The sequence below is a fragment of the Sorangium sp. So ce590 genome (assembly GCF_051521365.1).
Lineage (GTDB): Bacteria > Myxococcota_A > Polyangia > Polyangiales > Polyangiaceae > Sorangium.
The window spans coordinates 10,840,409-10,866,140 of the sequence record NZ_CP150346.1; the positions used below are offsets into that span (position 1 = coordinate 10,840,409).

Annotated in this window: 20 protein-coding genes; 13 read left to right on the plus strand and 7 right to left on the minus strand. The window is 73.1% G+C overall.

The window, feature by feature from the left end; translation table 11 throughout:
- Positions 1 to 34 precede the first annotated feature (34 nt).
- The 5 genes from truA to WMF28_RS41155 form a co-directional block, all read right to left on the minus strand.
- Complete coding sequence (gene truA / locus WMF28_RS41135) at positions 35 to 1,024, minus strand: tRNA pseudouridine(38-40) synthase TruA (RefSeq protein WP_437599194.1); 990 nt, start codon at positions 1,022 to 1,024, stop codon at positions 35 to 37.
- Positions 1,025 to 1,045: 21 nt separating this feature from the next.
- Positions 1,046 to 1,474, minus strand: coding sequence for a hypothetical protein (locus tag WMF28_RS41140; protein ID WP_437599195.1), 429 nt, complete (start codon positions 1,472 to 1,474; stop codon positions 1,046 to 1,048).
- A 10-nt stretch (positions 1,475 to 1,484) separates the two neighbouring features.
- Positions 1,485 to 2,102, minus strand: coding sequence for an AgmX/PglI C-terminal domain-containing protein (locus tag WMF28_RS41145; protein WP_437599196.1), 618 nt, complete (start codon positions 2,100 to 2,102; stop codon positions 1,485 to 1,487).
- 260 nt (positions 2,103 to 2,362) lie between these two features.
- Positions 2,363 to 2,908: a 16S rRNA (guanine(966)-N(2))-methyltransferase RsmD gene (rsmD, locus tag WMF28_RS41150; protein WP_437599197.1), complete on the minus strand. Its 546-nt coding sequence runs from the start codon at positions 2,906 to 2,908 to the stop codon at positions 2,363 to 2,365.
- Between the two features lie 49 nt (positions 2,909 to 2,957).
- On the minus strand, positions 2,958 to 4,073 hold the full coding sequence (locus tag WMF28_RS41155) for a PEGA domain-containing protein (protein WP_437599198.1): 1,116 nt from the start codon (positions 4,071 to 4,073) through the stop codon (positions 2,958 to 2,960).
- Positions 4,074 to 4,326: 253 nt separating this feature from the next.
- Between WMF28_RS41155 and WMF28_RS41160 the strand changes: the two genes are divergently transcribed.
- The 4 genes from WMF28_RS41160 to WMF28_RS41175 all read left to right on the plus strand — a co-directional run bounded on the left by WMF28_RS41160 (position 4,327) and on the right by WMF28_RS41175 (position 7,670).
- Positions 4,327 to 5,754, plus strand: coding sequence for a phosphomannomutase/phosphoglucomutase (locus tag WMF28_RS41160; RefSeq protein ID WP_437599199.1), 1,428 nt, complete (start codon positions 4,327 to 4,329; stop codon positions 5,752 to 5,754).
- A complete protein-coding gene (prmC, locus tag WMF28_RS41165; RefSeq protein WP_437599200.1) occupies positions 5,751 to 6,635 on the plus strand; it encodes a peptide chain release factor N(5)-glutamine methyltransferase in 885 nt (294 codons plus the stop codon). Before WMF28_RS41160 ends, prmC begins: the two co-directional genes overlap by 4 nt.
- A 196-nt stretch (positions 6,636 to 6,831) precedes the next feature.
- On the plus strand, positions 6,832 to 7,215 hold the full coding sequence (locus WMF28_RS41170) for a phage holin family protein (RefSeq protein ID WP_437599201.1): 384 nt from the start codon (positions 6,832 to 6,834) through the stop codon (positions 7,213 to 7,215).
- Positions 7,212 to 7,670, plus strand: coding sequence for a hypothetical protein (locus tag WMF28_RS41175; RefSeq protein WP_437599202.1), 459 nt, complete (start codon positions 7,212 to 7,214; stop codon positions 7,668 to 7,670). Before WMF28_RS41170 ends, WMF28_RS41175 begins: the two co-directional genes overlap by 4 nt.
- 65 nt (positions 7,671 to 7,735) lie before the next feature.
- Here WMF28_RS41175 and WMF28_RS41180 read toward each other — a convergent pair whose 3' ends face one another.
- Together WMF28_RS41180 and WMF28_RS41185 are read right to left on the minus strand one after the other, a co-directional pair.
- Positions 7,736 to 8,416 carry a hypothetical protein gene (locus WMF28_RS41180; RefSeq protein WP_437599203.1) on the minus strand — a complete coding sequence of 227 codons (681 nt, stop codon included), beginning with the start codon at positions 8,414 to 8,416 and terminating at the stop codon, positions 7,736 to 7,738.
- Positions 8,417 to 8,588: 172 nt separating this feature from the next.
- A complete protein-coding gene (locus WMF28_RS41185; RefSeq protein ID WP_437599204.1) occupies positions 8,589 to 10,316 on the minus strand; it encodes an alkaline phosphatase family protein in 1,728 nt (575 codons plus the stop codon).
- Positions 10,317 to 10,708: 392 nt separating this feature from the next.
- Here WMF28_RS41185 and WMF28_RS41190 point away from each other — a divergent pair, with 392 nt between their 5' ends.
- The 9 genes from WMF28_RS41190 to WMF28_RS41230 all read left to right on the plus strand — a co-directional run bounded on the left by WMF28_RS41190 (position 10,709) and on the right by WMF28_RS41230 (position 25,690).
- Positions 10,709 to 12,838 carry a prolyl oligopeptidase family serine peptidase gene (locus WMF28_RS41190; protein ID WP_437599205.1) on the plus strand — a complete coding sequence of 710 codons (2,130 nt, stop codon included), beginning with the start codon at positions 10,709 to 10,711 and terminating at the stop codon, positions 12,836 to 12,838.
- A gap of 131 nt (positions 12,839 to 12,969) precedes the next feature.
- Complete coding sequence (locus WMF28_RS41195; protein WP_437599206.1) at positions 12,970 to 13,791, plus strand: hypothetical protein; 822 nt, start codon at positions 12,970 to 12,972, stop codon at positions 13,789 to 13,791.
- Positions 13,792 to 13,809: 18 nt separating this feature from the next.
- On the plus strand, positions 13,810 to 17,166 hold the full coding sequence (locus WMF28_RS41200; protein ID WP_437599207.1) for a hypothetical protein: 3,357 nt from the start codon (positions 13,810 to 13,812) through the stop codon (positions 17,164 to 17,166).
- Between the two features lie 127 nt (positions 17,167 to 17,293).
- Positions 17,294 to 17,917: an OmpA family protein gene (locus WMF28_RS41205; RefSeq protein WP_437604366.1), complete on the plus strand. Its 624-nt coding sequence runs from the start codon at positions 17,294 to 17,296 to the stop codon at positions 17,915 to 17,917.
- A 29-nt stretch (positions 17,918 to 17,946) separates the two neighbouring features.
- Positions 17,947 to 18,867, plus strand: coding sequence for a DUF2894 domain-containing protein (locus WMF28_RS41210; RefSeq protein WP_437599208.1), 921 nt, complete (start codon positions 17,947 to 17,949; stop codon positions 18,865 to 18,867).
- Positions 18,868 to 18,880: 13 nt separating this feature from the next.
- Positions 18,881 to 19,324, plus strand: a complete 444-nt coding sequence (locus WMF28_RS41215; protein ID WP_437599209.1) for a hypothetical protein — start codon at positions 18,881 to 18,883, stop codon at positions 19,322 to 19,324.
- A 393-nt stretch (positions 19,325 to 19,717) separates the two neighbouring features.
- Positions 19,718 to 20,536 carry a Stp1/IreP family PP2C-type Ser/Thr phosphatase gene (locus tag WMF28_RS41220; protein ID WP_437599210.1) on the plus strand — a complete coding sequence of 273 codons (819 nt, stop codon included), beginning with the start codon at positions 19,718 to 19,720 and terminating at the stop codon, positions 20,534 to 20,536.
- A 116-nt stretch (positions 20,537 to 20,652) separates the two neighbouring features.
- Positions 20,653 to 23,682, plus strand: coding sequence for an excinuclease ABC subunit UvrA (uvrA, locus tag WMF28_RS41225; protein ID WP_437599211.1), 3,030 nt, complete (start codon positions 20,653 to 20,655; stop codon positions 23,680 to 23,682).
- Positions 23,683 to 24,013: 331 nt separating this feature from the next.
- Positions 24,014 to 25,690, plus strand: coding sequence for an IgGFc-binding protein (locus WMF28_RS41230; protein ID WP_437599212.1), 1,677 nt, complete (start codon positions 24,014 to 24,016; stop codon positions 25,688 to 25,690).
- The last annotated feature ends 42 nt before the right edge of the window (positions 25,691 to 25,732 follow it).

Here is a 25,732-nt window from a genome sequence, read left to right on the forward strand (position 1 = left end):
AACGCAACCTTCTGGCGCGCGGAAAGCGCGCGGGTCACGGATCGGGCAGAAGGGGCGCTCCCGCCCCGGGCCGCGCGCTCGCCTCGTGCCCGGCATCCGCCCCGGGCCGCGCGCTCGCCTCGCCCTCGGCGTTCGTCTCGGCACCCGGCTCCGCGGGTGCGGCGTCGCCCGGTGATGTGGTGTCCGCCGGCGCGGCGTCGCCCTCCAAGGACCCGCCCGACGGGCCGGTCGGCCAGGGATCCTGGCCGTCGTCGCGCAGGTGGATGTGCTCCAGGTACAGCCCGTCCGGCGGCGCCGTGATCCCGGCGTCGCGCCGGTCGAGCGACGCGAGCGCGCGGGCGATCGCGCCGGGGGCGAGGTAGCCGCGCGCCACGTCCATCAAGGTGCCGACAAGGATGCGCACCATGTTGTGCAGAAACGCGTTCCCCTCGACGTCGATCCGGACGAGGCGCGGGTCCGCAGGGTCGAGCGACAGCTCGATGCCGTACAGCGTGCGCACCGTGCTCGTCCGCTCGTCCGCGCTCGTCCGGAACGCCGCGAAGTCGTGGGTGCCCTTCGCGGCGGGCGCCTCTGCGCGCGCCCGCTCGATCGCGTCGTCGGTGAGACCCTCGACCCGCCAGGCGCGGCGGACGAGGAACGGATCGCGGACCAGATCCCGGAGGACCAGGTAGCGGTAGCGCTTGCGGAGGCTCTCGAAGCGGGGCGAGTACCCGACGCGCACGACGGCGGCGCGCCGGATCACGATCTCGTCCGGGAGGTGGCGCGCGGTCGCGAGGACCCAGCCGCGCGGCGGCAGCGGCGCCGCCGTGTCGAAGGCGACGCGCTGGTCGTGGGCGTGGACGCCCGCGTCGGTGCGGCTCGCGCCGCGGATCTCGCGGATGGCCGGGTCGACGGCGCGCAGCGCGCCGAGCAGCTCTCCCGAGACCGTGCGCTGGTCGCGCTGGCGGGCGAAGCCCGCGAACGGGCGCCCATCATAGGCGACCGAGAGCAGGATCCCCCGGCTGGAAGCGGCACTCCTCGCCACGGCGCGATGGATGCGCGCGGCCTAGCCGCCGCTCCCCCCGCCGCCGTCCGAGCCGCCAGCGCCCGAGCCGCCGTCGCCCCCGGAGCCGCCGTCGCCCCCCGAGCCGCCGTTGCCCCCCGAGCCGCCGTCGCCCCCCGAGCCGCCGTCGCCCCCCGAGCTGCTCGCCGACGTCGTGCTGGCCGAGGAGGTCAGGGACGCATACCCCCTGGCGCACTCCGGGTTGACCAGGCCCTCTGCGTTCTTGCAGCACTCCGCGGGGTCCGCCTGCGCGCCGTTCACCATGCAGTACGGGAGCCGATGGCACCCATCCGGGTCGTCCACGATTCCCTGCTCGCTGTCGAGGTTGTCGGTGCAGGTCGGGGTGGTGCCTTCCTCGACGCGGCACGCGGCGCTCGGCAGCGCGAGCGCGAGGAGGAGCAAGCTGGCCATCCGGAGGGGGAGCATTCGCATCGACGGCTTCCTATTGCTTGATGGTGAAGTTGATCGGAACGTTCACCACGACGCATCCGCTCTGCGGCGGAGGCAGTGATTTGCCGCGGAAACGTCCAAGGACGCAAGACGCAATCTCGCCCGATCCCACCGTATCGTTGAGAATCGAGGCGCTGCACACCGCGCCCGTCGAGGCGACCTGCACGCTCACCGTCAGCTTGCCGGAGACCTCCGAGGTGCGCAGTGCGCGGTTATAACAACCCTGCGCCGAGCGGGCGAGCCCGAGGACGGCGGAGTCGAGCGCGGGCGAGCTGGCGCCGTCGCCGCACTTGCCGGAGCAAGGCGACTTGCCGGTCGTGGCCGGGCCCTGCCCCGACGCGACCTTGCCAGCGTCCACGCCGGCATCCTCGACCTCGTCGATGGGCGGCGGCGGGGGGGGCGCGAAGAGCGGCGGCGGATCCGCGGACTTCGTCTCGGTGCGGGCAGCGGCGGTGGGCGCCGCGGACGACGCGTCCGGTTCCGGGCGCAGCTTCCAGTAAAGCAGGCCCGCCATGAGCGCGGCAAGGACGACCATTCCTGCGATGTAAGGCCCAGGATTACCCGATTTGCCCGGGATCTGCTGGGACGACGGGGGCATCGATGCGGACACGTTGAGAAGTCCTCCCGGAGAGGCGCGCGGGGGCCGGCCGCTTCGGCGGGGCCATCGTGTGCCGGAGCCGAGACGCGGGCGCGTCCGGCGGGGCGAGTCTACAAGGGCGGGCAGGGAAGCGCGCCAGGAAACTGGATGCGCCACGGATGAACATGTTGGGTCCGCGCGGACGGCTGCTCGGCGCGCAGGCGGGGTATCCGGTGCGCGCAGCGGGCTGCCCCAGCGCGCTGCTCGGCGCGCGTCGAGCGCCTGGAGACGGCTCAGCGCGTGTAGAACGACACCGCGGTGTCACCGTAGGTGCGGACCGCAGCGCAGGTGAGCCCGGCGATCTCCGGGGAAGGATCGCGGCGCGCGTGCTCGAGGACGAGGCGCCCGGTCGGGGCGAGCAGGCCGAGCGGCCCGGCGAGGCGCGCGGCCGCGGCGGCGGCCTGGGTCAGGGCGGCGTAGGGCGGATCGAGCAGCGCGAGATCGAAGGGGCCTTCGTCGCGGAGCAGATCGAGCGCGCGCTCGACAGGGAGCGGGACGACGCGCGCCGCCTCGGCGAGGCCGAGCGCGGCGAGGTTCTCGCGGAGCGTGGCGAGCGCGGGCCGGCCGCTCTCGACGAAGACCGCGCGCCGCGCGCCGCGCGAGAGCGCCTCGATGCCGAGCGCGCCGGTGCCGGCGTAGATGTCGCAGATGAGCGCGCCGGTGACGTCGCCGAGCGAGGAGAAGAGCGCCTCGCGCACGCGATCCGCGGTCGGCCGCGTGCCCTCGCCGCGCGGCGCGGCGAGCCTCCGTCCGCCGAGCCGGCCGGCGATCACCCGCATGATCGTCGCCTCTGGCCGGGCTCCCGACGAGCGGAACGAAGGGCGGGGCTCACCAGCGGTACGTCACGTCGAGGCTGCCCGCGTCGAGGCCGATGCTGGGCTGCACGGTCCAGCCGGTGCGCTCCCCGCTCCGGCTGTCGCTCGTCACGAACAGGTAGGCGCCGAGGCCCGCGGAGACCACCGCCAGCGGGTAGAAGACGTACTGGAGCCCCATGAACGTGTCCGTCCTCTCGCAGAGCCGGATGCCCGCGTCGGCCGTCCTCGTGTCGGCGGTGACGTCGCTCCGGATGGCCTCGCGCTGCGCGGGCGCGCACACGTCCTCGACCTCGGTGAGGAACAGCCCTCGGTAGGCCGTGTACCGCGGGTCGCCCTGGATGCTCGCGACCTGGACCGAGCTGATGACGGCGACGGTCCCGAACACCGCCCCGGCGCCGAGGCCGATGAACCCGCCCATCCGCTTCCAGTTGGACTGCGACGGCTCGGCGGGCATCTGGCTGAGCGCGACGTCGGTCGTGGCCACGGGCAGGACCACGACCGACGCCTCGGAGTCGAGGTAGCCGGACGACTTGACGCGCACCCTGTGCGGCCCGGCCGTGACCGTGAAGGTCGCCTCGCCGTTCTGCACGTTGCCGGCCGGTTTCCCGTCGATGAGGACGCTCGCCTGCGCGGCGCCCGTCCTCACGCGGAGCGAGCCCTCCGGCTGCCCGCCGGTCAGCGCCGCGACCGCGTCCGCCGCGATCTTGCGGAGCGGTTCGTCGTTGGCCTCGGTGAGGTTCGCGCTGTGCTTCACCGGGACGCTCCTGACCGGCTTCCCGCGGGTCCAGAGGTGCAGGGCGCCCTCCACGTTGGTGTCGCTCTTGTGGAGCACGCCCCAGAGATAGCGGTCGCTCTTGATCTGGTCGGCGATGCGCGTCTGGCAGCCCGCGTCGGGCACATCTTCGCACTGCAGCGAGAGCGTCAGGACCTCCAGCGAGAAATCCCCCTCGCCGACCGACCACCCCGGGGTCTCCTTGACGGCGGAGCGGAGCGCCTGGGTCAGCGCGCCTGCCTGGTCGTACGCGTCGTCGGTCCGGAGGGCGACGACGGTGATCGGCAGGGCGGCGGGCGACGGCTCCGCCGCCCGGGCGGCCTCGCTGCAGGCGAGGCACGCGGAGACGGCCAGCATGGCAGCGAGGCCGGTTCTCTGTGCGCGCGTCATCATGCGGTCCTGGGCTCCACGGGGCCCAACTTACCCGGCCGGCGGCCAGGAACGCAATCCGACGGACCGACGGACCGACGGACGGACTGACGAGCCGACGAGCCGACGAGCCGGCGCCGTGGCGAGCGTTTTTCGTTTCACCCACGATTGCGCTGTGTCAGAGCACCCTTGGCGTCGGCCCCGCGCTGCAGCGCGGCACGGGCGCTCCTCCGCGTGGTCCATGAAGGTCCCCCGAACCATCTTCCGCGAGTACGACATCCGCGGCGACGCCGAGCGCGACCTCAGCAGCGAGCTTGCCCGTGAGCTCGGCGCCGCGTTCGCCGGCCTCCTGCAGACCTCCCTCGAATCGCACCTCGTCACCCGGTCGGCCAACGGGCCCCGTCCTCGGGTCGCCGTTTGCCGCGACGGCCGCCTCTCGAGCGACCGGCTGTTCTCCGCGCTCACGGACGGCCTGCGCGCGGGCGGCGCCGACGTGATCTCGGCCGGCGTCGGGCCGACGCCGCTGCTCTACTTCGCGGCGCACCACCTGCACGCGGACGGCGCGATCATGATCACGGCGAGCCACAACCCGGCGCCGGACAACGGGTTCAAGCTCATGCGCGGCAAGGCCTCGTTCTTCGGCCAGGAGATCCAGGGGCTCGCCGATGCCATCGAGGAGGGCCTGGGCGCCGCAGGTGCGGCGGGAGGCGGCGCGCTCACCGAGGTCGACCTCGCGGCCGACTACATCGACGCGGTGCGCGCCGCGGCCCGCCTGTCCCGCACCGACGTCCGCTTCGTGGTGGACGCCGGCAACGGCGCGGCCGGCCCGCTCGGCGTCCGCACGCTCACGGCGCTCGGCTTCTCGCCGGACGCGCTCTTCTGCGACATCGACGGCCGGTTCCCGAACCACCACCCGGACCCGACGGTGCCCGAGAACCTCGAGGCGCTCCGCGCCCGCGTGCTCTCGACAGGCGCCGCGCTCGGCGTCGCGTGGGACGGCGACGGCGACCGGGTCGGCGTCGTCGACGAGCGCGGCGAGGTGATCTGGGGGGACAAGCTGCTGCTCCTGTTCGCGCGGTCGCTCCTCGCGGAGCGCCCCGGCTCGGCCGTGCTCGGCGAGGTGAAGTGCTCCGAGACGCTCTACGCGGACATCGCCGCGCGCGGAGGGCGCCCCATCCTCTGGAAGACGGGCCATTCGCTCATCAAGACCAAGATGAAAGAGGAGGGCGCCGTGCTCGCGGGCGAGATGAGCGGGCACATGTTCTTCGCCGACCGGTGGTTCGGGTTCGACGACGCGGTCTATGCGACGGTCCGCCTGCTCGAGATCGTGGCCCGGGAGCAACGGCCGCTCGGCGAGCTGCTCGCGGACGTGCCCCTGACCTTCGCCACCCCCGAGATCCGGGTCGACTGCCCCGACGCCGTGAAGTTCGAGGTCGTGCGCCGCGTGACCGAGCACTTCCGCCGCGTCCGTCCGGTGGTGGACATCGACGGCGCGCGCATCGACTTCGGCGGCGGGGCCTGGGGCCTCTGCCGCGCTTCGAACACCGGTCCGATCCTGGTGCTGCGGTTCGAGGCCCGCTCGGTCGCGGACCGCGACGCGGTCCGCGCCGAGGTCGAGGCCGTCGTCTCCGCCGCTGTCCGCGACGCCGTCGCCGCCCCGCTCCCGTGACAAAGCCCGACGTCGAGCCGCAGAACGAGCCCTGGACGATCCGCCGCGTGATCGCCTGGGCCTCGGGCGATCTGAGGAAGCGCGGCGCGTCCTCGGCGCGCCTCGACGCCGAGCTCCTGCTCGGCAAGGTGCTGGGCATCGATCGCGTCGGGCTGCTCATCGACGCCGAGCGGCCGCTCGACAGGGACGAGCTCGCCGCCTACCGGGACCTGCACCAGCGCCGCCGCGCCGGCGAGCCGGTCGCCTACCTGCTCGGTGTGCGGGAGTTCTACGGCCGCCCGTTCCGCGTCGATCCGCGCGTGCTCATCCCGCGCCCCGACACCGAGATCCTTGTCGAGGTCGGCCTCGCCCGGACGAGGCACGTCGCGCTCTCCGCGCGCGTGCTCGATCTGTGCACCGGGTCCGGCTGCGTCGCGGTGAGCCTCGCCTGCGAGCGGCCCACCAGCCGCGTCCTCGGGATCGACATCTCGGACGGGGCGCTCGCCGTCGCCCGCGAGAACGCGCTCCGCCTCGGCGCCGTCAACGCGGGGTTCCTGCGCTCGGATCTCTTCGCCGGCGTGCCGTCCGGCCTCCGCTTCGATCTGATCACGGCGAACCCGCCGTACATCCCGGACCAGGACGTGGCCGCGCTGCAGATCGACATCCGCGGCTACGAGCCGCACCTCGCGCTGGCGGGGGGGGCCGACGGGCTCGCCTTCACGCGCCGCATCGTCGCGGGCGCGCCGGCGCTGCTCGCCGGCGGCGGCGTGCTGGCGGTGGAGGTCGAGGCCGGCAAGGCGGGCGAGGTCGCCGAGCTCTTCGCGGCGGCGGGGCTCGTCGACGTCACGAGGAGCCTCGACTACGGCGGGCACGAGCGCGTCGTCTCCGGCGTCCTGCCCTGATCGCCCGCCGCGCGGGGCGGGGCGGAGACTGGGCGGCGGCCGCGCAGCGCGCGCGCGCCTTCGCGAGGATGGGGCTGGCGCGCCGTATGCACCGCGTGACGCGGGTCGGTGGCGGGGGCTCCGCGGCATTCCGTGTGCCGGCGGCTGTCTGCTCCGCTCCCGAGCGCGTTCACCCTGTGAGGCGGAGAGGTGTCCCATGAGGCAGTTGGATCCCAGGCCCGAGAGCTCGACGGCCGATCTCGTCAAGGAGGCGATCGTCGAGGCCAGGGAGCTGATAGAGGTCGAGGTCGCGCTGGCGCGCGACGAGATCAACCAGGAGATCTCGCGGGCGAAGGCGTCGGGTGTCGCGATCGGCGTGGCGGCTGCCGCGGCGCTGCTCGGGGTGGCGCTGGTGCTCGTCGCGATCGCGCTGGCGATCTCGCCGGGGCCGCTCCCGGCGCTGCTGATCGGGCTCGCGCTGATCGCGCTGGCGATCGTGGTGGGCATCGTGGGCTACGAGCGCGCGCCGAGGAAGCCGCTCGAGCGGACGCGCGGCCGGCTCGGGTCGGACGTCCGGCTGGTCCGGGAGCGCGTCGTATGAAGGGGCTGAACGGCCAGCGGGAGGAGTTCGAGCGGAAGGCGGACGAGCTGCGCGACCGGCTGCTGCACACGATCGAGGTGATCGATCGGCGGCGCCACGCGCTGCTCGACGTGAAGACCCAGGTGCGCCGGCACGGCGCCGGGGTGGCCACCGGAGGGCTCCTGCTCGCGATCGTGGGCGGCGCGGCGGTGATCGCGCTGGTCCGGGGGGCGCGGGCGCGCGGCGAGCGGCTGCGGGGCCAGCGGGTCCGCGCGCTCGTCCGCTTCTGGCGGCACCCGGACTGGGTGGCGCCGCGCGGGAAGCCGAGCGTGCCGCGCGAGATCGGGCGGAAGATCCTGGTGGGCGCGGTGTCCTTCGCGGCGATGCAGCTCATCCGGCGCGGGATCCGGCTCACGCTGGCGCCGCCGACGCGGGAGGTGCTCGTGCGGCGGCCGCCGCCGGAACTGCAAGCGTAGCATGGTGCGGGGAGCGCTGCGATCGCGGCGCCAGGAGCGCTCGGCCTGCGGCGGCGGCGGTCGGCTCAAGGGCCGGTGTAAAGGGCGGTGCGCCAGCCCAGGTAGAAGCCTGGCTGGCGTACGGACGTGCTCCAGGTGTAATCGGCGTAGAGCCACGGCCCCATCGACACCTTCCAGAGCCGGATCCCCTCGTAGAACACGCCGCCTCCGATGCGAGCCGGGAGAGCGCCGTCGATGACGTCGGTGTCGCTGTCGTCCGGGGTCGTGTAGGCCACGCCGGTGCCGGCGTCGAAGATGACGCCCACCTCTCTCCAGCGCTCCCCCAGCGAGAAGAGCGGGAATACCTCGGTGTGGAACATGAACCCGCCGGCCAGGGAGCCATGGTCCGCGGCGCTCAGGGCGTGCCCGCCGAACGCGCCGCCGAACGTGAGCCAGTCCGCGAGCACGCCGCCGAGCCAGACGTAACCCCCGCCGCCGATCCCGACGCCTGTCTCGGTGTAGTGTCGCTGGAATCCTATCTTCTGAACATCGTTCGGGAATCCGGCGGCGCTCCCGAGCGACAGGCCGCCGGCGATCCCTGCGGTGAACCCGGCGCGCCGCACCGCTGGCCTGGGGGCGAAGAGCGGGTCGGCGGCGGGCGTCCCTCCGGACGGCGCCGGCTGCGCCGCGGCGGTGGCGTGGAGCAGGCTGAGGCCAAGCAGCGCCGGAAGCGCGGCCGCGCGCTGGAGGGGGAGAGGCGTCGCCATGGGCTCCCTTTCCTATACGATGACGGGGGCCCCGGCATCGCAATCTGGCGGTTCATCGCAGACGGGCGCGGAGCCCTCGGCGCGCGCGGTCGCGCCTTGCCCCCGCGCACCGGTCCGGCGCGCCCACACGCCGGGTCGCCGGGCGCACCTACCGTCATGTCACGCGCGATCCTCAGCCGACCTCTTCACGGGCTTCGCTGGTACCTTGGTCGCCACCTGCCTGGGCGACTCGGGTGCCGTCATCGTGCCTGTCTTGCCCGCCCTCTCCCCGGAGCGCTTCTATCGCGCGGAGCTCCGCCTGGCTGATCCCGAGGCGCCACGCCTCTGCATGGCGTTCCTCGACCTCGTCGCGCCGCGTGAAGCCCTCGGTCCGGGCCGCGAACATGCTCACGTCGCTCATGCCCCCGAAGTCGACGCCGCGGCTCCGCGTCCCGCGCGGCGCCGTCGCTCCCACGGTGACCGACGTATCGCTCCTCACGCGTGTGACGTAATGGGCGACCTCGTTCTGGGATCGCCCATCGAGCGAGCGCACTTCGTCCTTGATCGAATCCCACGCGTCCGGCCCCTCGAGCTCCGCGTTCACCGCGGCTGCTGCGAGCACGAACGGTCCGACGGCTGCTCCGACGTGCCCGGCGCCGGCGGCTATCTCGGGGATGGATCGACTCCGCGGACTAGGCGCCAGCGGATCCGGCAGCCGCTCCGGTGTGTCGCGTCGTGCGGAGCTCAAGGTGAAGAGGTGCTCCAGCGCATTGGCGCTCGCGTCCCGCTTCGTCAGGTGCGCCAGTCCGAAGCGCAGCGCGAGGGTCTTCAGGATCGACGTGTGATCATAGACCGTGCTATCGACGCGATTCTTGGGGATGAGCGGAGAGATGATCACGGCCGGCACGCGCGGCCCCAGCCGCTTGAAGTCGAACGCGCCGCTCGCGGAGCCATCCTCCGGCGCCGGCGCCGCGGGCGGCGGGACATGGTCGAAGAACCCGCCGTGCTCGTCGAAGACGATGATGAGCGCGCTGCGCTGCCATACGTGCGGCGACGCCCGGATCGCTTCATAGACGTCCTTCACGAGGGCCTCGGCGCTCATCATATCGCTGATGGGGTGCATCGAGTTCCCTCGGGAAAAGTCGCTCAAGATGGCGTCGTAGCGCGGCTCGATGAAGACGTACCGCGGCAGGAACGGCCTCTTCTGCAGCTCCCACGCGAACTGCGAGAACTCCTTCATCTCGGCTCCGAACGCGGAGATGCCATCCAGGAGGACGCTCATGTTCTCGACGCGATCATGCACGAAGATGGTCCACGGGATGCGCTTCTGACGGAGCCGACCGAAGATGTGGCCGTTCCTGAAGTCGTAGCCGTCGATGGTGCGCAGCGCGATCTGCCCATGGCCCGGGCTGTCGGCGATTCCACCCGACGTGGCTGCATGGGCGAACATGCGGTTCGGAAACGTCGGCCCCGGCACGGAGCTGAACCAGCGGTCGCAGACGACGAACTCCTTGGCAAGCGAGGTCAGCACCCGGAGGTGACCTGGCCCGACGCAACGAACGGCATCCTCCATGGTCGGGTCCGTGCCGTCTCGGTCCGCGATGAAGCCGTCCATCGTGATGTTCCGATCGGAGTAGGGCCCATGATGGCTCGGCCCACAGAGCTGCCGCTTCACGTCCCCGAGCTCATGGGGGATATCGCGTGTCAGGCGGTTCAGGGCGCGGTTGATGTTCTCGTCGATCTGAACCAGCTCGCCCGACCTGTTCTTGACGAAGAACCTCTTGCCAATGAGCCCGTCGACGCTGACCCTCTGCCCGGTCGTCGCGCTGATGCCCGAGATGCCAGAGAGACCGAAGATGTGGTCGAACGATCGATTTTCGAGCATGAGCACGAAGAAGTGCTGTACGTCGTTCAGCGCCACTGGAATCCTCCTGGAGGGCGTCGATCTGCTCTCGATGACCGCTCCGACCGGGCGCGCTCTGCCCTGCCGGATGCCCACCATCGGCAGCGTGAGCGCGCCGCTCCACACCATCGATGAGGGGCGTCGACGAGGTGCGGAACACCTCCTGCTGTCGGAGATTCCAGGTCTTCCACATGACCTCCCGGCCCATGGCCGGCAGCATCCCACGGTTCATACCAGAGCCTCGTCGCGCATGAGAAGCGCGTTCGACCGAGCACGCCGCGAACTCGCCTGCCCTGTCGGCCGGGGCACGGTATGCTTGTCGCACCATGAAGGCCTCCCCCTGCCTGCTCCTCACGGCGCTTCTCGCTGGCGCCTGCGGAGGCTCCGAGGCACACCGATCGGGTCCCACCATGACCGCAAGCTCCTCACTGCTCCCCGCTGCGGCCAGCGCCGCGCCGCCGCCCGCCGCCCCTGACCGCCCCGCGTACCCGCCCACCCGCGCCGTTCCGGTGAAGTACGCCGTCCATGGAGTCGAGATCACCGATCCGTACCGCTGGCTCGAAAAGGGCGATGCGCCGGAGGTGAAGGAGTGGATGCAGGCTCAGGACGCGTTCACGCGCGCCGAGCTCGCGCGGCTCCCCGAGCGGGACGCGATCGCGTCGAGGCTCAAGCAGCTCTTCTACATCGACACGGTCTCCGCGCCGCGCCACCGCCGGGGCCGATACTTCCTGAGCCGGAGGCACGCGACGAAAGAGAAGTCGATTGTCTACTGGAAGGAAGGAAAGGGCGGCGAGGAGCGCCCGCTGCTCGACCCGAACAGCTGGTCTGACGACGGCAGCGTCTCGCTGGGCGGGTGGGAAGTCTCGTGGGATGGCAAGAACGTCGCCTACAAGATCCAGAAGAACAACTCGGATGAAGCGACCCTGCATGTGATGGATGTCGCGTCCGGCAAGCGCTCCGAGGTGGACGTCATCGAAGGGGGCAAGTACGCGTACGCGTCGTGGACGCCCTCCGGCGACGGCTTCTATTACGTCTGGCTCCCCACCGACCCGTCGATCCCGGTCGCCGATCGGCCCGGCTACGCCGAGGTGCGCTTCCACCGGCTCGGCCAGGATCCGAAGCAGGATCGCGTGGTGCGCGGCAGGACGGGCGATCCGAAGACCTTCCTCGGCGCGGCCCTGTCCAAGGATGGCCGCTTCCTCGTGCTCACCGTCGCCCACGGGTGGACCTCGACCGACGTCTACTTTCGCGATCTCCGCAGGCCGGGCGGGCAGGCCGTGGACAGGCCGCTCGCCGTCGGGCGCGACGCGCACTACAGCGTCGAGGTCTACAAGGATCGGTTCTACGTCCACACCGACGAGGGCGCGCCCCATTACCGCCTCTTCGAGGTCGACCCGGCCCGGCCGGAGCGCGCCGCGTGGAAGGAGATCGTCCCGGAGCGCCCTGACGCCATCCTGGACAGCTTCTCCATCCTGGGTGGGCACCTCGCGCTGGGCTACCTCAAGGACGCCTCCAGCCGGGTCGAGGTGCGCTCGCTCGACGGCAAGCTCGTCCGCGAGGTCCCGCTGCCCGGTATCGGCACCGTGGGCGGCCCGTCCGGGCTGCCCGACGAGGACGAGGCGTATTTCTCGTTCGAGTCCTACACCTCGCCCCCGGAGATCCACGCGACCTCGATCAAGACGGGCCAGGCCGCGCTCTACGCGCGCATCGAGGTGCCTGTCGACCCGTCGCCGTTCACCGTCGAGCAGACCTTCTTCCCGTCCAAGGACGGCACGAAGATCTCGATGTTCATCGTCCGTCGCAAGGACATGAAGAAGGACGGGAGCTCGCGCGCGCTGCTCTACGGCTACGGAGGGTTCCAGATGTCGCAGACCCCCTCGTTCACCGCCTCGATGTATCCGTGGCTCGAGCGGGGCGGCGTGTACGCGGTGGCGAACCTGCGCGGCGGCGGCGAGTACGGCGAGGCGTGGCACCGGGACGGCATGCTGCTCAAGAAGCAGAACGTCTTCGACGACTTCATCGCCGCCGCGGAGCACCTGGTCCGCGAGGGATATACGCAGCCGGAGCGGCTGGCCATCCAGGGCGGCTCGAACGGCGGCCTGCTCGTCGGCGCCGCGCTCACCCAGCGGCCAGATCTGTTCGGGGCCGTCCTCTGCGGCGTCCCCCTGCTCGACATGGTCCGATACCACCTGTTCGGGTCCGGCAAGACGTGGATCAGCGAGTATGGGTCCGCCGACGATCCGGAGCAGCTCAAGGCGCTCTACGCCTACTCGCCCTATCACCGCATCAAGCCGGGAACGAGGTACCCGGAGGTCCTCCTGCTGTCGGCCGACAGCGACGATCGGGTCGATCCGATGCACGCGCGCAAGTTCGCCGCGGCGCTCCAGGCGGCGAGCTCGGGCGGCCGGGTCCTGCTCCGCATCGAGCGGAACGCCGGGCACGGCGGCGCGGACCTCATCAAGGCGGCCGTCGCGAAGGGGGCCGACCAGCTCTCCTTCGCGCTGTGGGCCACGAACGCGCCGGCGCCGGCGAGCCGATGAGGCGCGACGGGCGCGAGGCGTGACGGGCGTGAGGCCCGACGGACAGGCTTGCGGCTCCGCGCCGCGACGGCTAACAACGCCCGGCCGTGCGAATGCTTCACCCCGGAGCCGGGTCCTCGCGGCCCGGGCCTTTGACCTCGCGCCCCCTCGCCGCCGCTGTCGCGGCGCTGGTGGAGGAGGGGACGCGCGCGCCGCTCGCGGAGCTCTCCGATCCTGCGGCGGTCCTCGCCGGGCTCATGGATCTGCACGGCAGCGTCTCGCTCGCGCGCGAGCTCTCGATCCTCGACCGCCCCGCCGCGCCGCCCCCGCCGGCGGCCGAAGGCGCGCGCGCCGAGGTCCGGGCGCTCGCCGCGGATCGCCTCGGTGAGCTCGCGGCGGCGCTCGACCACGTGTTCGCCACGCCGTTCCACCGGCGGAACAAGCTGCCCGACGCGGCGGCGGTGCTCGCGACGCTGGAGCTGACCGGGGTGCTGTCCGCGCGCGCCGCGCACGAGCGGGCGGCGCGCGGCGGACGCCCGCTCGCGTCCGCGGTCGGCCAGCTCTGGGAGCCGTTCGGCGAGCTCACAAGCCGCGCCCTCGGCCGCATCCGGCTCGAGACGCGCACGCTGCGCGAGGAGCTCGCGCCGTCGCTGCGGGCGCTCGGCCCGGACGCCGCGCGGCTCGAGCGGTTCGACGCGGTGATCGCCGCCGCCACCCAGAAGCGGCGCGAGCGCGCCCTCGCCGAGCTCGTCCCCGGGCTCGCGCGCGCCTTCGCGCGGGGCCTCCGCGCGGCCGTTGTCGCGCTGCCGGAGGTGGTCGAGATCGAGCACGTGGCGGGCTGGTTCGCGCGGGAGCAGTGGCTCGGCCGGGAGCTCCAGCGCATGGAGCTCGTGGTCCAGGCGGTGCTCGCGCACGAGGCGGGCCGGCTGCTCGCGCTTGTCGACGGGGCTGCGGCGGCGGGCGCGCCCGCGTAGCCCGTGAGGGGCTTCACGATGCGGCTCGCGACGGCGCGGCAGTGGACGACGCGGCTCCTGGTGCTCCTCACCGGGGGGGTCGGTCTCGCCCTGGTGGGGCGCGCGGCGCTCGCCTACCGCGGGACGGATCCGCTCGCGTACCGCCTCGTGCAGCTGATCGCGCTCGGGCTCGCGCTCGGCACCCTCGAGCTGTTCGTGCGCGCGGGTCGGGCCGCCCGGATCGAGCGCGAGCTCGCCGCGCTGCCGCGGCCGGCGACGCGGGCGGCGATCGAGCAGACCAGCGCGCCGCTCCGATCGATGCTCGAGGCGCGGGTCGCCGGCGCGGCGCTGGCTCCGGCCGGCGCGACGTTCGCCTCGTACCTCGTCGGGCTGCTCGTGATGATCGGGCTGCTCGGCACGTTCCTCGGCCTGTTCGAGACGCTGCAAGGGGCGCGCGAGGCGCTGACCCTGAGCGCCGACGTCGACGCGCTGCGGGGGAGCCTGGCCGCGCCGCTGCAGGGCCTGTCGCGCGCGTTCGGCACCTCGGCGGCGGGCGTGTCCGCGTCGGGGGCGCTGGGGCTCGGCGCCGTGATCGCGCGCCGCGCCGAGGCGGCGGCCGTGGCCGCGCTCCAGGCCTACGCGGCGGGCCCGCTCGCGGCGCTGACGGTCGCGGGGCGACAGCTCGCGGCGCTGGAAGCGCTCGCGCGGCAAGGCGAGGCGCTCCCCGCCGCGGCGGCGTCGCTGCGCGAGGCCACCTCCCGGCTCGAGCGCCTCGAGGAGCGGCTCGTGGCCGTCCAGGTCGAGGGGGCGCGCCAGGCCGCCGCCTCGTTCACGGCGGCCGCGGCCGAGATCCGTGGCGACATCGCGTCGGGCCTCCGGCAGACAGCCGACGTCGCGGCCGGCGTGGTGAGGCCCCTCCTTGTCGAGGCGGTGGACCGCGCCGGCGCGGTGGCGGGCGGCGCGCTGCAGGCGGTCGAGCGGCGCCTCGACGAGGAGTCGCGCGCACGGCGGGAGGCGGACGCCGCGTCGGCGGCGCGGCTGGAGGGTCAGGCGGAGCGGTTGGCCGGGGTGGTGGGAGAGGCGATCGAGCGTCTGGAGCAGGCGCAGGCGGCGCGGGGCGCGGAGGCGGCGTCGCGGCAGGCGGAGCAGGACGCGGCGCGCGCGGCGCACCTGAGGGCGCTGGGCGAGGCGCTGGCGGGGCCGCTGACGGAGGCGGCGCGCGCGGCGCAGGCGGCGCCGGAGGCGGCGGCGCGGCTGATCGGGGAGGCGTCGGAGCGGCTGTCGGCGCGGGCGGAGGCGGACGCGGCGCGGGACGCGCGGCTGGACGCGCTGCTGGAGAAGCTGTCGGAGGCGACGGCGGGGATGTGGGGCAGCGCGCGGGAGCAGGCCGAGCGTGTGGCGGCGCTGGCGGAGGCGGCGGAGCGGGGCGCGGCGGAGCGCGAGGAGCGGGCCGAGGCGCGGGTGGCGGCGCTGGGCGAGGCGGCGCGGGCGCTGCTGGCGGAGCAGGCGGCGCGGCTCCTGGCGTTCGAGGAGCGGCTCGACGGCGCGCGGCGGGAGGCGGCCGACGGGCTGGCCGAGCGGCTCAGCGCCCACGCCAGCGGCCTGGGCGAGCGGCTGGAGCGGATGGAAGAGGGCGTCGCGTCGCGGCTGGAGCGGACGGAAGGGGGCGTCGCGTCGCGGCTGGAGCGGATGGAGGAGGGGGCGGCGAAGCGCTTCGAGCGGCTCGACCGGGAGGCTGCGGCGCGCCGGCGCGAGCTCGAGACCGCGTCGGCGTCGCGGCTGGAGGGCCAGGCGGAGCGGTTGGCCGGGGTGGTGGGGGAGGCGATCGAGCGTCTGGAGCAGGCGCAGGCGGCGCGGGGCGCGGAGGCGGCGTCGCGGCAGGCGGAGCAGGACGCGGCGCGCGCGGCGCACCTGAGGGCGCTGGGCGAGGCGCTGGCGGGGCCGCTGACGGAGGCGGCGCGCGCGGCGCAGGCGGCGCCGGAGGCGGCGGCGCGGCTGATCGGGGAGGCGTCGGAGCGGCTGTCGGCGCGGGCGGAGGCGGACGCGGCGCGGGACGCGCGGCTGGACGCGCTGCTGGAGAGGCTGTCGGAGGCGACGGCGGGGATGTGGGGCAGCGCGCGGGAGCAGGCGGAGCGTGTGGCGGCGCTGGCGGAGGCGGCGGAGCGGGGCGCGGCGGAGCGCGAGGAGCGGGCCGAGGCGCGGGTGGCGGCGCTGGGCGAGGCGGCGCGGGCGCTGCTGGCGGAGCAGGCGGCGCGGCTCCTGGCGTTCGAGGAGCGGCTCGACGGCGCGCGGCGGGAGGCGGCCGACGGGCTGGCCGAGCGGCTCAGCGCCCACGCCAGCGGCCTTGGCGAGCGGCTGGAGCGGATGGAAGAGGGCGTCGCGTCGCGGCTGGAGCGGACGGAAGGGGGCGTCGCGTCGCGGCTGGAGCGGATGGAGGAGGGCGCGGCGAAGCGCTTCGAGCGGCTCGACCGGGAGGCTGCGGCGCGCCGGCGCGAGCTCGAGACCGCGTCGGCGTCGCGGCTGGAGGGCCAGGCGGAGCGGTTGGCCGGGGTGGTGGGGGAGGCGATCGAGCGTCTGGAGCAGGCGCAGGCGGCGCGGGGCGCGGAAGCGGCGTCGCGGCAGGCGGAGCAGGACGCGGCGCGCGCGGCGCACCTGAGGGCGCTGGGCGAGGCGCTGGCGGGGCCGCTGACGGAGGCGGCGCGCGCGGCGCAGGCGGCGCCGGAGGCGGCGGCGCGGCTGATCGGGGAGGCGTCGGAGCGGCTGTCGGCGCGGGCGGAGGCGGACGCGGCGCGGGACGCGCGGCTGGACGCGCTGCTGGAGAGGCTGTCGGAGGCGACGGCGGGGATGTGGGGCAGCGCGCGGGAGCAGGCCGAGCGTGTGGCGGCGCTGGCGGAGGCGGCGGAGCGGGGCGCGGCGGAGCGCGAGGAGCGGGCCGAGGCGCGGGTGGCGGCGCTGGGCGAGGCGGCGCGGGCGCTGCTGGCGGAGCAGGCGGCGCGGCTCCTGGCGTTCGAGGAGCGGCTCGACGGCGCGCGGCGGGAGGCGGCCGACGGGCTGGCCGAGCGGCTCAGCGCCCACGCCCGCGGGCTCGGGGAGAGCCTCGAGGCGACCGCGGCGGTGGCGCGCGAGGCGTCGGAGCTCGTGCGCGCCGGCGGCGCCGAGATGACGGCCGTGGCCGAGATGTTCACCGTCGCTGTCGACCGTTACCGCGACGCCAGCGATCGCTGGCTGAACAGCCTCGGCGCGATCGAGGACGCGATCGAGCGACGTGAGCACGGCGAGGCGACGGACCTCCTCGGCGCCTACCTCGACCAGACCCGCGAGGTCTTCGATCACTCGCTGCAGTTCCAGCGCGAGCTCTTCGCGGAGCTGCGGGCGCTGAGGAGCAGGACGAGCTGATGGGCCGCTCCTCGCCTCCGTCTGCTCCTGGCGCCTCGCGCCCCGAGGTCGTCCGCTCCACGGATTGCCGTGAGAGCGCGCCGGTCTCCGCCCTGGCGCCCGCCGCGAGAGCCGAGCGATGTCCCTGATGTCGGCCGAGGACGAGGCGCCCGAGCAGGCGGCGGTGTGGCCCGTCTTCGGCGACCTCATGGCCTGCCTCTTCGGCCTCTTCGTGCTCTTTTTCGTCTGGGCGATCTCGTTCCAGGTCGACCTGGCCCGCGATCTGGCCGCCGAGCGTGCCACCCGCGCAACGGAGCGCGCGCGCCTGGAGACGCTCGAGCGCGCCCTGGCCGGACCGCTCGCCGAGGGCAGGATCACGCTGACGGAGGGGCGCATCGGGATCCGCGGGAGCATCCTGTTCGAGCTCAACTCGGCCGAGCTTCAACCGGAGGGCATCGCGCTGCTCCGCGCCCTGGCCGATCCGCTCAAGGCGTACCTGGCCCACCATGACGAGCTCATCATGGTGAGCGGCTTCACGGACGACCGGCCCCTTACGAGCTCGTCCCGTGGCTATGCCGACAACTGGGAGCTCTCGGCGCAGCGCGCGCTCACGGTGACGCGCGCGCTCGCTGTGGGCGGTGTTCCCGACACGGCGCTGTTCGCGGCCGGTTTCGGCGAGCGGCACCCGGTGGCGCCCAACGACACAAGCGAGAACCGGGCGAAGAACCGTCGCGTGGAGATCTCGCCCATCCCGCGGCGCGGCGCGCCCTGATGACGTCCACGTTGAATTTTTCTCTCGCGGTGGATCTCCAATCCCAACCCGGGTCGCCCGCCGCCGCGGCCCCTCAACCCGGGTCGCCCGCCGCCGCGGCCCCCCAACCCGGGTCGTCCGCCGCCGCCGCGCGCCTCGCGGCCCTCCGCGCCGCCGGCGCCCACCGCTTCGATCCGGCCAGCTATCGCTTCGTCGAGGCGCTCCTCGAGCGCGCCCGCGCCCTCGACGGCGGCGCCCGCGCGCGCCTCGACGCCCGCGCCTCTGCGCGGCTCACGGCGCTCGAGGCCGCCTTCCACGGCGCGCGCGCCGTCGCCGAGGCCGAGCTCCGCGCCCTCGCCGACGCCGGCGTCCCCGACGGCGGGGAGCTCGCTGCGGCGCTCTCGCTCGGCGAGCTCCCCGCCGTCGTGAGGGCCGCGCGCCGCCGCCTGCGCGCGCTCGCCGCCGGGCGGCAGACGACCGCCGTGCCCTCGCTCGCGCGCCTCCGCGGCGAGGCCTCCGCGCGCGACATGCGCCTGCCCGAGCCGCTCGCGCGCGAGCTCGCCGCGCTCCCGTGCGACGGCGACGTCGTCGAGCGCCGGGTGAAGCGGCAAGCCCAGGCGCTCAGCAACGCGCTCTCCACGGCGCTGTTCCACGAGTCGCTGGTGAGCGCCCGCGCGACGCTCGCCGTCGCCCGCGCGGCCGACAACGTGCCCGAGGACGCCGGCCCCTACAACGCCCAGGTCCTCGCCTCCCGGGCCCTCTGCGCCGCCGAGCGGCTCTCGGCGCACTACCTGCGCGCGCTCGTCGCCAGCCTCCAGGATCTCGGCGCCCTCTCCGCCGCGCTCGAGCCGCCGCCCGAAAAGTCCACCCGGAAGAAGGCCGCCCCGCGAAATACCGGCGATACCGCCCCGCGCCGCCGGTTCGCCCCGTCCTCCCGAAAAAAAGAATCTCTTTTCCGTGGATCGCGTTAGGTAAGAAGTCGCCATGCCTCGCTCGCCAGGCCGAACGCTCGCTGCCCTCGCGCTGTCCCTGCTCGCCGCCTCCTGCTCGTCCGCGCCCGAAAAGGTGCAGAGCGGGCCGTCGACGCCGCCGCTCAAGCAGTGCGGCACCGAGGTCGTCAAGCACGGTAACGGCTACAACGGCGCGGCGCGCGAGTGCATCTGGCAGGCGTACAGGAACCGCGAGCCGTCCGAGTTCACGACGACGCGGTACACAATCGAAGGCGACCCCGTCACCTACCGCCTCGAGGTCACCCTCACCGGCGTCGTCGTCGTCGTGGACAGCAAGGATCGCTACGCTCTCCAGGGCGTGTTCCGTCACGCCTGCCGCAACCTCGAGCGCATCATGCAGGAGGGCAGCGAGGACCGGTTCGGCTTCGCGCTCAGCGCGTGCTCCGGCGGCGGCGCCGATCGGTTCGCGGTCCCTTGACGCGCCCGCCGCGGCCTCGGGGTGGCGCGCGCCGATCGCCCCGGCAGCCCGCAGGCCCCGCGCGGCTCCGCGCGGCCTCGGGGCGGCGCCGCCGCAGTGCGAGACGTTGGAAACGGAACGGCAACGCGCGCGCAGCGCACGGGACAGCCGAGCCCCGCCCGGACAGCCGCGGGCGGGCGCGGCCCGAGGCCTGATCTGGTGGACGCGACCGATCCTTGCCGCGTAGGCTCCCTGAGAGCAGTTGAAGCGGGCAGCCAGATGAGCAGACGATGCGTCCTGTGTCGCGCGATCGGTTCGATCCAGGCGCCGGAAGGGCGCGGATGACGGCGGATGCGCGCCCGTCGTTCGGCAGTTCGGCAGCGCGTGCCTGAGAGCAAGCTGGAGGGTAGCGCCGTGCAGCGTCACCTCGTTTTTGAAGCCGCCGGGATCACCCACCCTGGCATGGTCCGGGAAACGAACGAGGACAGCTTCGCGCTCCTCGAGCCGCGGGGGCTGTTCCTCGTGGCCGACGGCATGGGAGGGCGCGCCGCCGGGGAGGTCGCCTCGCGGATGGCGATCGACACCGTGCGTGATTTCTTCGACGATCCGGACTCCACCTGGCCTGTCGCGGTCAGCGTGGGGCCGGTCACGACGCGGGGCTCGGAGGCCCGCTACATCGATCAGGGGCTCCCGCTGCTCGTCGCGGGCATCCAGCTCGCGAACGGCCGCATCTTCTCCGCGGCGCGGCGCGACCGGGAGAAGCGCGGGATGGGCACGACGTTCGCCGCCGCGCTCGTGCGCGACGGCTTCATCGCCGTCGCGCACGTGGGCGACAGCCGCGTATACCGCCTCCGCGATCACCGCCTCGAGCAGCTCACCCGGGACCACTCGCTGGTCAACGAGTGCATCCGGCTCGGCCACCTCCTCCCCGAGCAGGCCAGCTCGTTCCCGCTCCAGCACGTGATCACCCGCGCGCTCGGCACCGACGAGGCGGTCGAGGTGGAGACGCGGATCGACGCCGTCGAGGGCGGGGATGTCCTGCTGCTCTGCTCGGACGGCCTGTCCGGCGTGGTGTCCGCGCAAGATATCGCAAGTATCCTGGACGAGGGCGCCGACCTCGCCGACATCACGTCGCGGCTCGTCAAGCGCGCCAATGAGAACGGCGGCCCCGATAACGTCACCTGCGTTGTCGTGCGCTGGCGCGCTTCTCCCGGCGGCCCGGCCAGGCGCTGAGCTGCGCGCTCCCCTGACATGGGTCGCCGCGCGCATTGCGCGTGGCTTCCCTGTTTTTCCATAGAACATCGCGTGCCGGAGAGCGCGCCACCGTGTTAATGGCGGTGAGCAATCCAATGGGCGCGCGAACGAACGGATCCACACAGTCGCAATCCATCGTCTCCACCTCCCGGAGCGCGGGGCTGGCCAGGTCGGGAAAGGGCAGGGCGCCGCGCCCGCAGCCGGCCGCGCCCGACCTCGGGCAGGCGGAGCCGCGGCCGGCGCTCAAGCTCCTCGACGCGGCGCGCGAGCCGGATTTCATCGAGGTGCTCGGGTCGCGGGAGCACAACCTCCGCATCGACCGGCTGGAGGTCCCGAAGCGGAGGCTCGTGGTGTTCACGGGGGTGAGCGGCTCGGGCAAATCGAGCCTGGCGTTCGACACGCTCTACGCCGAGGGGCAGCGGCGTTACGTCGAGACGCTGAGCTCGTACGCCCGGCAGTTCCTGGGTCAGCTCGATCGGCCGCAGGTCGAGCACCTGCGCGGCCTGTCGCCGACCATTGCCATCGAGCAGAAGAGCGCATCGAGCAACCCGCGCTCCACGGTCGGCACCATCACCGAGGTCTACGATTACCTGCGCGTGCTCTATGCGCGCGCCGGCGAGCAGCATTGTCATCTCTGCGGCAAGCCGGTGAAGGCGCAGAGCTCGGAGCAGATCGTCGACGAGCTCCTCGGCATGCCGGAGGGGACGAAGTTCGTGCTGTTCGCGCCGCTCGTGACGCACCGGAAGGGGGAGTTCAAGGACCTCTTCGAGGAGCTCCGGGGCCGCGGCTTCGTGCGGATCGAGATCGACGGGGCGCAGCACCGGCTCGACGAGGCGCCGCGGCTCGACAAGAAGCTCAAGCACACCATCGCGCTCGTTGTCGACCGGCTGGTCGTGCGGGCGGACGAGCGACAGCGCATCACCGAGGGGGTCGAGCTCGCGCTCCAGGAGGGGCGCGGCGAGCTCCGGGTCGAGGTCCAGGCCGACGACGCGCCGGCCGCGCGGCGGCGGCGTCCGGGCGCCCCGCTGCTGTTCAGCGCCGCGCGCTCCTGCTGCGGCCAGAGCTTCCCCGAGCTCTCGCCGCAGAGCTTCTCGTTCAACAGCCCGCTCGGCATGTGCGGCGCCTGCAATGGCCTCGGCACCCGCCTGGAGATCGATCCGGCCCTCGTGGTCCCGGACCCCGCGCTGTCGCTCCGGGAGGGCGCCATCGCCCCCTGGGCGTCGGCCATGGCGCGCGGCGAGGGCTGGACGTTCCGCATCATCGACGCCGTGGCCAAGGCGTGCTCCGTCGACCTCGACGTGCCCTGGCGCAAGCTCGGGGCGAAGAAGCAGGAGATGGTGCTCCATGGCCTCTCGGGCAAGCGCATCGCGGTGACGTGGGGGAAGGAGGGGACCGAGACCCACGGCACCTGGGGCATCAAGTTCGAGGGCGTGATTCCCAGCCTGATGCGCAGGTTCCAGCAGTCGTCGTCCGAGTCGGCGCGGGAGGCTTACCGCAAGTTCATGAGCGAGCGGCCGTGCGACGCCTGCGGCTCCAGGAGGATGCGCCCCGAGTCGCTCTCGGTGCGCGTCGCGGACAAGGGGATCGCCGACGTCACCGGGATGACGGTGAAGGACGCGTTCGACCATTTCGCCCGGCTGGAGCTCCCGGGCAACCGGCAGAAGATCACGGAGGGGGTGCGGCGGGAGATCACGAGCCGGCTCAACTTTCTCCTGAACGTGGGCCTCGACTACCTGACGCTCGATCGCGCGGGGCCGACGCTGAGCGGCGGCGAGGCGCAGCGCATCCGGCTGGCGAGCCAGCTCGGCAGCGAGCTCTCGGGGGTGATGTACGTGCTCGACGAGCCGAGCATCGGCCTGCACCAGCGGGACAACCAGCGCCTCATCGAGACGCTGCGGCGCCTCAGGGATTTGGGCAACACGGTGCTGGTGGTGGAGCACGACGAGGAGACGATCCGGGCCGCCGATTACGTGGTGGATTTCGGCCCCGGGGCGGGGCACCTCGGCGGCCGGGTGATGGCCGCGGGGACGCCCGAGGAGATCGAGCGTCACCCGGAGAGCCTGACGGGCGCGTACCTCGCGGGGCGCGCGCGCATCGAGGTGCCCGAGGCGCGGCGCGCGCCGCGCGGGTGGCTGGAGATCCTGGGCGCGTCCGAGCACAACCTGAGGAACATCGATGTCCGGTTCCCGCTCGGGGTGCTGCTCGCGGTGACCGGGGTGAGCGGCGCGGGCAAGAGCTCGCTGGTGAACGGCATCCTCCTGCCGGCGCTCGGCCGGGCGCTCCACAACAGCACCGAGCCGGTCGGCGCGCACCGCGCGATCAAGGGGCTCCAGGCGCTCGACAAGGTGATCGCGATCGACCAGAAGCCGATCGGCCGCACCCCGCGCTCGAACCCCGGGACGTACACGAAGGCGTTCGACCAGATCCGCGAGATCTTCGCCGAGCTGCCGGAGTCGCGGACGCGCGGCTATGGTCCGGGGCGGTTCAGCTTCAACGTGAAGGGCGGGCGCTGCGAGGCGTGCAGCGGTGACGGCGTGGTGAAGGTGGAGATGCACTTCCTCGCCGACGTCTACGTCCCCTGCGAGGTGTGCGCCGGCAAGCGGTACAGCGCGCAGACGCTCGCGGTGCGGTACAAGGGCAAGAGCATCGCTGACATCCTGGACACCAGCATCGAGGACTGCGTGCGGCTCTTCGAGCACCACGTGGCGCTGCGGCGGGTCCTCGACACGCTGGTCGAGGTCGGCCTCGGATACATGAAGATCGGCCAGAGCGCGCCGACGATGAGCGGCGGCGAGGCGCAGCGCGTGAAGCTGAGCCGCGAGCTCGGCAAGAGCCAGACGGGGCGCACGCTCTACGTGCTCGACGAGCCCACGACGGGCCTGCATTTCGAGGACATCCGCAAGCTCCTTGGCGTGCTCCACCGGCTGGTCGAGGCGGGGAACACGGTGGTGGTCATCGAGCACAGCCTCGACGTCATCAAGTGCGCCGACTGGGTTGTCGACCTCGGCCCCGAGGGCGGCGCCGGCGGCGGCCAGGTCATCGCCGAGGGGACGCCGGAGGCCGTCGCGAACGTCCCGGCCTCGTACACGGGGCAGTTCCTGCGACCGCTGCTGGCGGCTCGCTAACACCTCGTCTCGTCACCCAGAACCGTCCCTGGTGTGATCAGGGTATCCCAGCGTTCCAAAGCTTCTGGAACTCCGTTGTATCCCTGTTTGGCGACTACAGTGGATTTGTTCGACGTGCTTGCGTCGGAGCCTAAAAAAGCGTAGCCGGGATCGATACACACCGCGTGTCCCGGGGTGCGAACGCGCCCGACCGTTTACGTCAGCAATCAGCAATCCACTGTAATTCTCATGCCAGCCGGGCTGTCGCACAGGCCCCTGTGCTCGAAGTCCGTTGACGGGAGGGCCCATGCAGATCTCGAAGCACTCTCTATTTCTCGGCCTAGGACTGTGGGTGGGCGCCGTCTCCGCGGCCGCGTGCTCCGCCAGCGGCTCTTCCGCGGGCCCCCCTGGGCCTGAAAGCACCACCACCACCACCACCGGCGGCGGCCCGGGCGACGGCGGCTCGACGAGCGCCGGCACCAGCGGCACGGGTGACGATATCGGCATCGGTACCGGCGGCGGTGACGCCCCCGGCCCCGAGCTGACGGGCGACCCGAAGACGTGCGCGGAGGCCGCCGCGAACAAGTCCTATATCGGGTGCGATTTCTGGCCCACGGTCACCGCGAACATCGTCTGGTCGATCTTCGACTATGCGGTCGTCGTCGCGAACGCCGGCGACGAGGTGGCCGAGGTCGAGGTGACGCGCGACGGCGCTGCGATGGCGCACGCCGAGGTCCAGCCCAACAGCCTGGCCAAGATCTATCTCCCCTGGGTCCCCGAGCTGAAGGGCCCCGACGCCTCCAAGTGCGCCTCGGGCAAATCGATCACCGGCTCCGTTCGCGTGGACGGCGGCGCCTACCACCTCGTCTCGACCAGGCCGGTCACGGTCTATCAATTCAACGCGCTCGAGTACAAGGGCGCTGGGGGCCCGGACGGGAAGGACTGGTCCTCCTGTCCTGGCCTTCAGACGTGCCCTTCCAGCGGGGACGCCTACGGCTGCTTCTCGTTCACCAACGACGCCTCGCTGCTCCTGCCGAGCACCGCGATGACGGGCAACTACCGCATCACCGGCCAGCAGGGCTGGAGGGAGGTGGCATCGGGCGCCTACATGGTCATCACCGGCACCCAGGATGGTACCAGCGTCACGGTGAGCGTCGCTCAGGGCGGCGCGGTGATCGCGGGCGGCGGCATCCCTGCGACGCCCGGCGGCGGTAACTTCACCGTCGAGCTCGACGAGGGCGACGTCGTCGAGGTCCTCGGACACCCGAACAACGATCTCAGCGGCAGCCTCGTCACCGCGACGAAGCCCGTCCAGGTGCTGACGGGCATGCCGTGCACGCAGGCGCCGGTCGGCTACGCGGCCTGCGACCACATCGAGGAGTCGGTGTTCCCGGCCGAGACCCTGGGCAAGCGGTACTTCGTCACGGTCCCGACCTCGCCCGGCGGCAAGGTCTTCGGCCACATCGTGCGCCTCTATGGCAACGTCGACGGCACGGCGCTGACCTACCCCTCCGGCCGGCCGGATGGCGCGCCGACCTCGATCGACGCCGGCCAGGTCGTCGACCTCAGCGTCGTGAGGAGCGATTTCGAGATCGTGGGAGATCACGAGTTCGCGGTCAGCACGTTCATGCTGGGCGCCGAGATCGTCGACCGCGACACCGACGCTCCCGACCAGAAGGGCGACCCCTCGCAGAGCCACGCCACCGCGGTCGAGCAGTACCGCACCAAGTACATCTTCCTCGCGCCCAGCGACTACGACGAGAGCTACGTCGACATCATCCAGCCCGTCGACGCCACGATCACGCTCGACGACGCCGCCGTCGACGTCGCGCCGACCCCGATCGGCGACGGCTCCGGCTTCGGCGTCGCGCGCGTCCGGCTCGGCCCGGGCAACGACGGCGCTCACGTGCTGACCGCCTCGGCCCCCGTCGGCATCCAGGTGATCGGCTACGGCTCCTACACGAGCTACCAGTACCCGGGCGGGCTCAACCTCGTCGCCATCGCGCCGCCGCCGCCCCCGCCCAACTGATCCTGGACACCGTCGGTCGCTCCGCCGGCCCGAGAGGGTCCA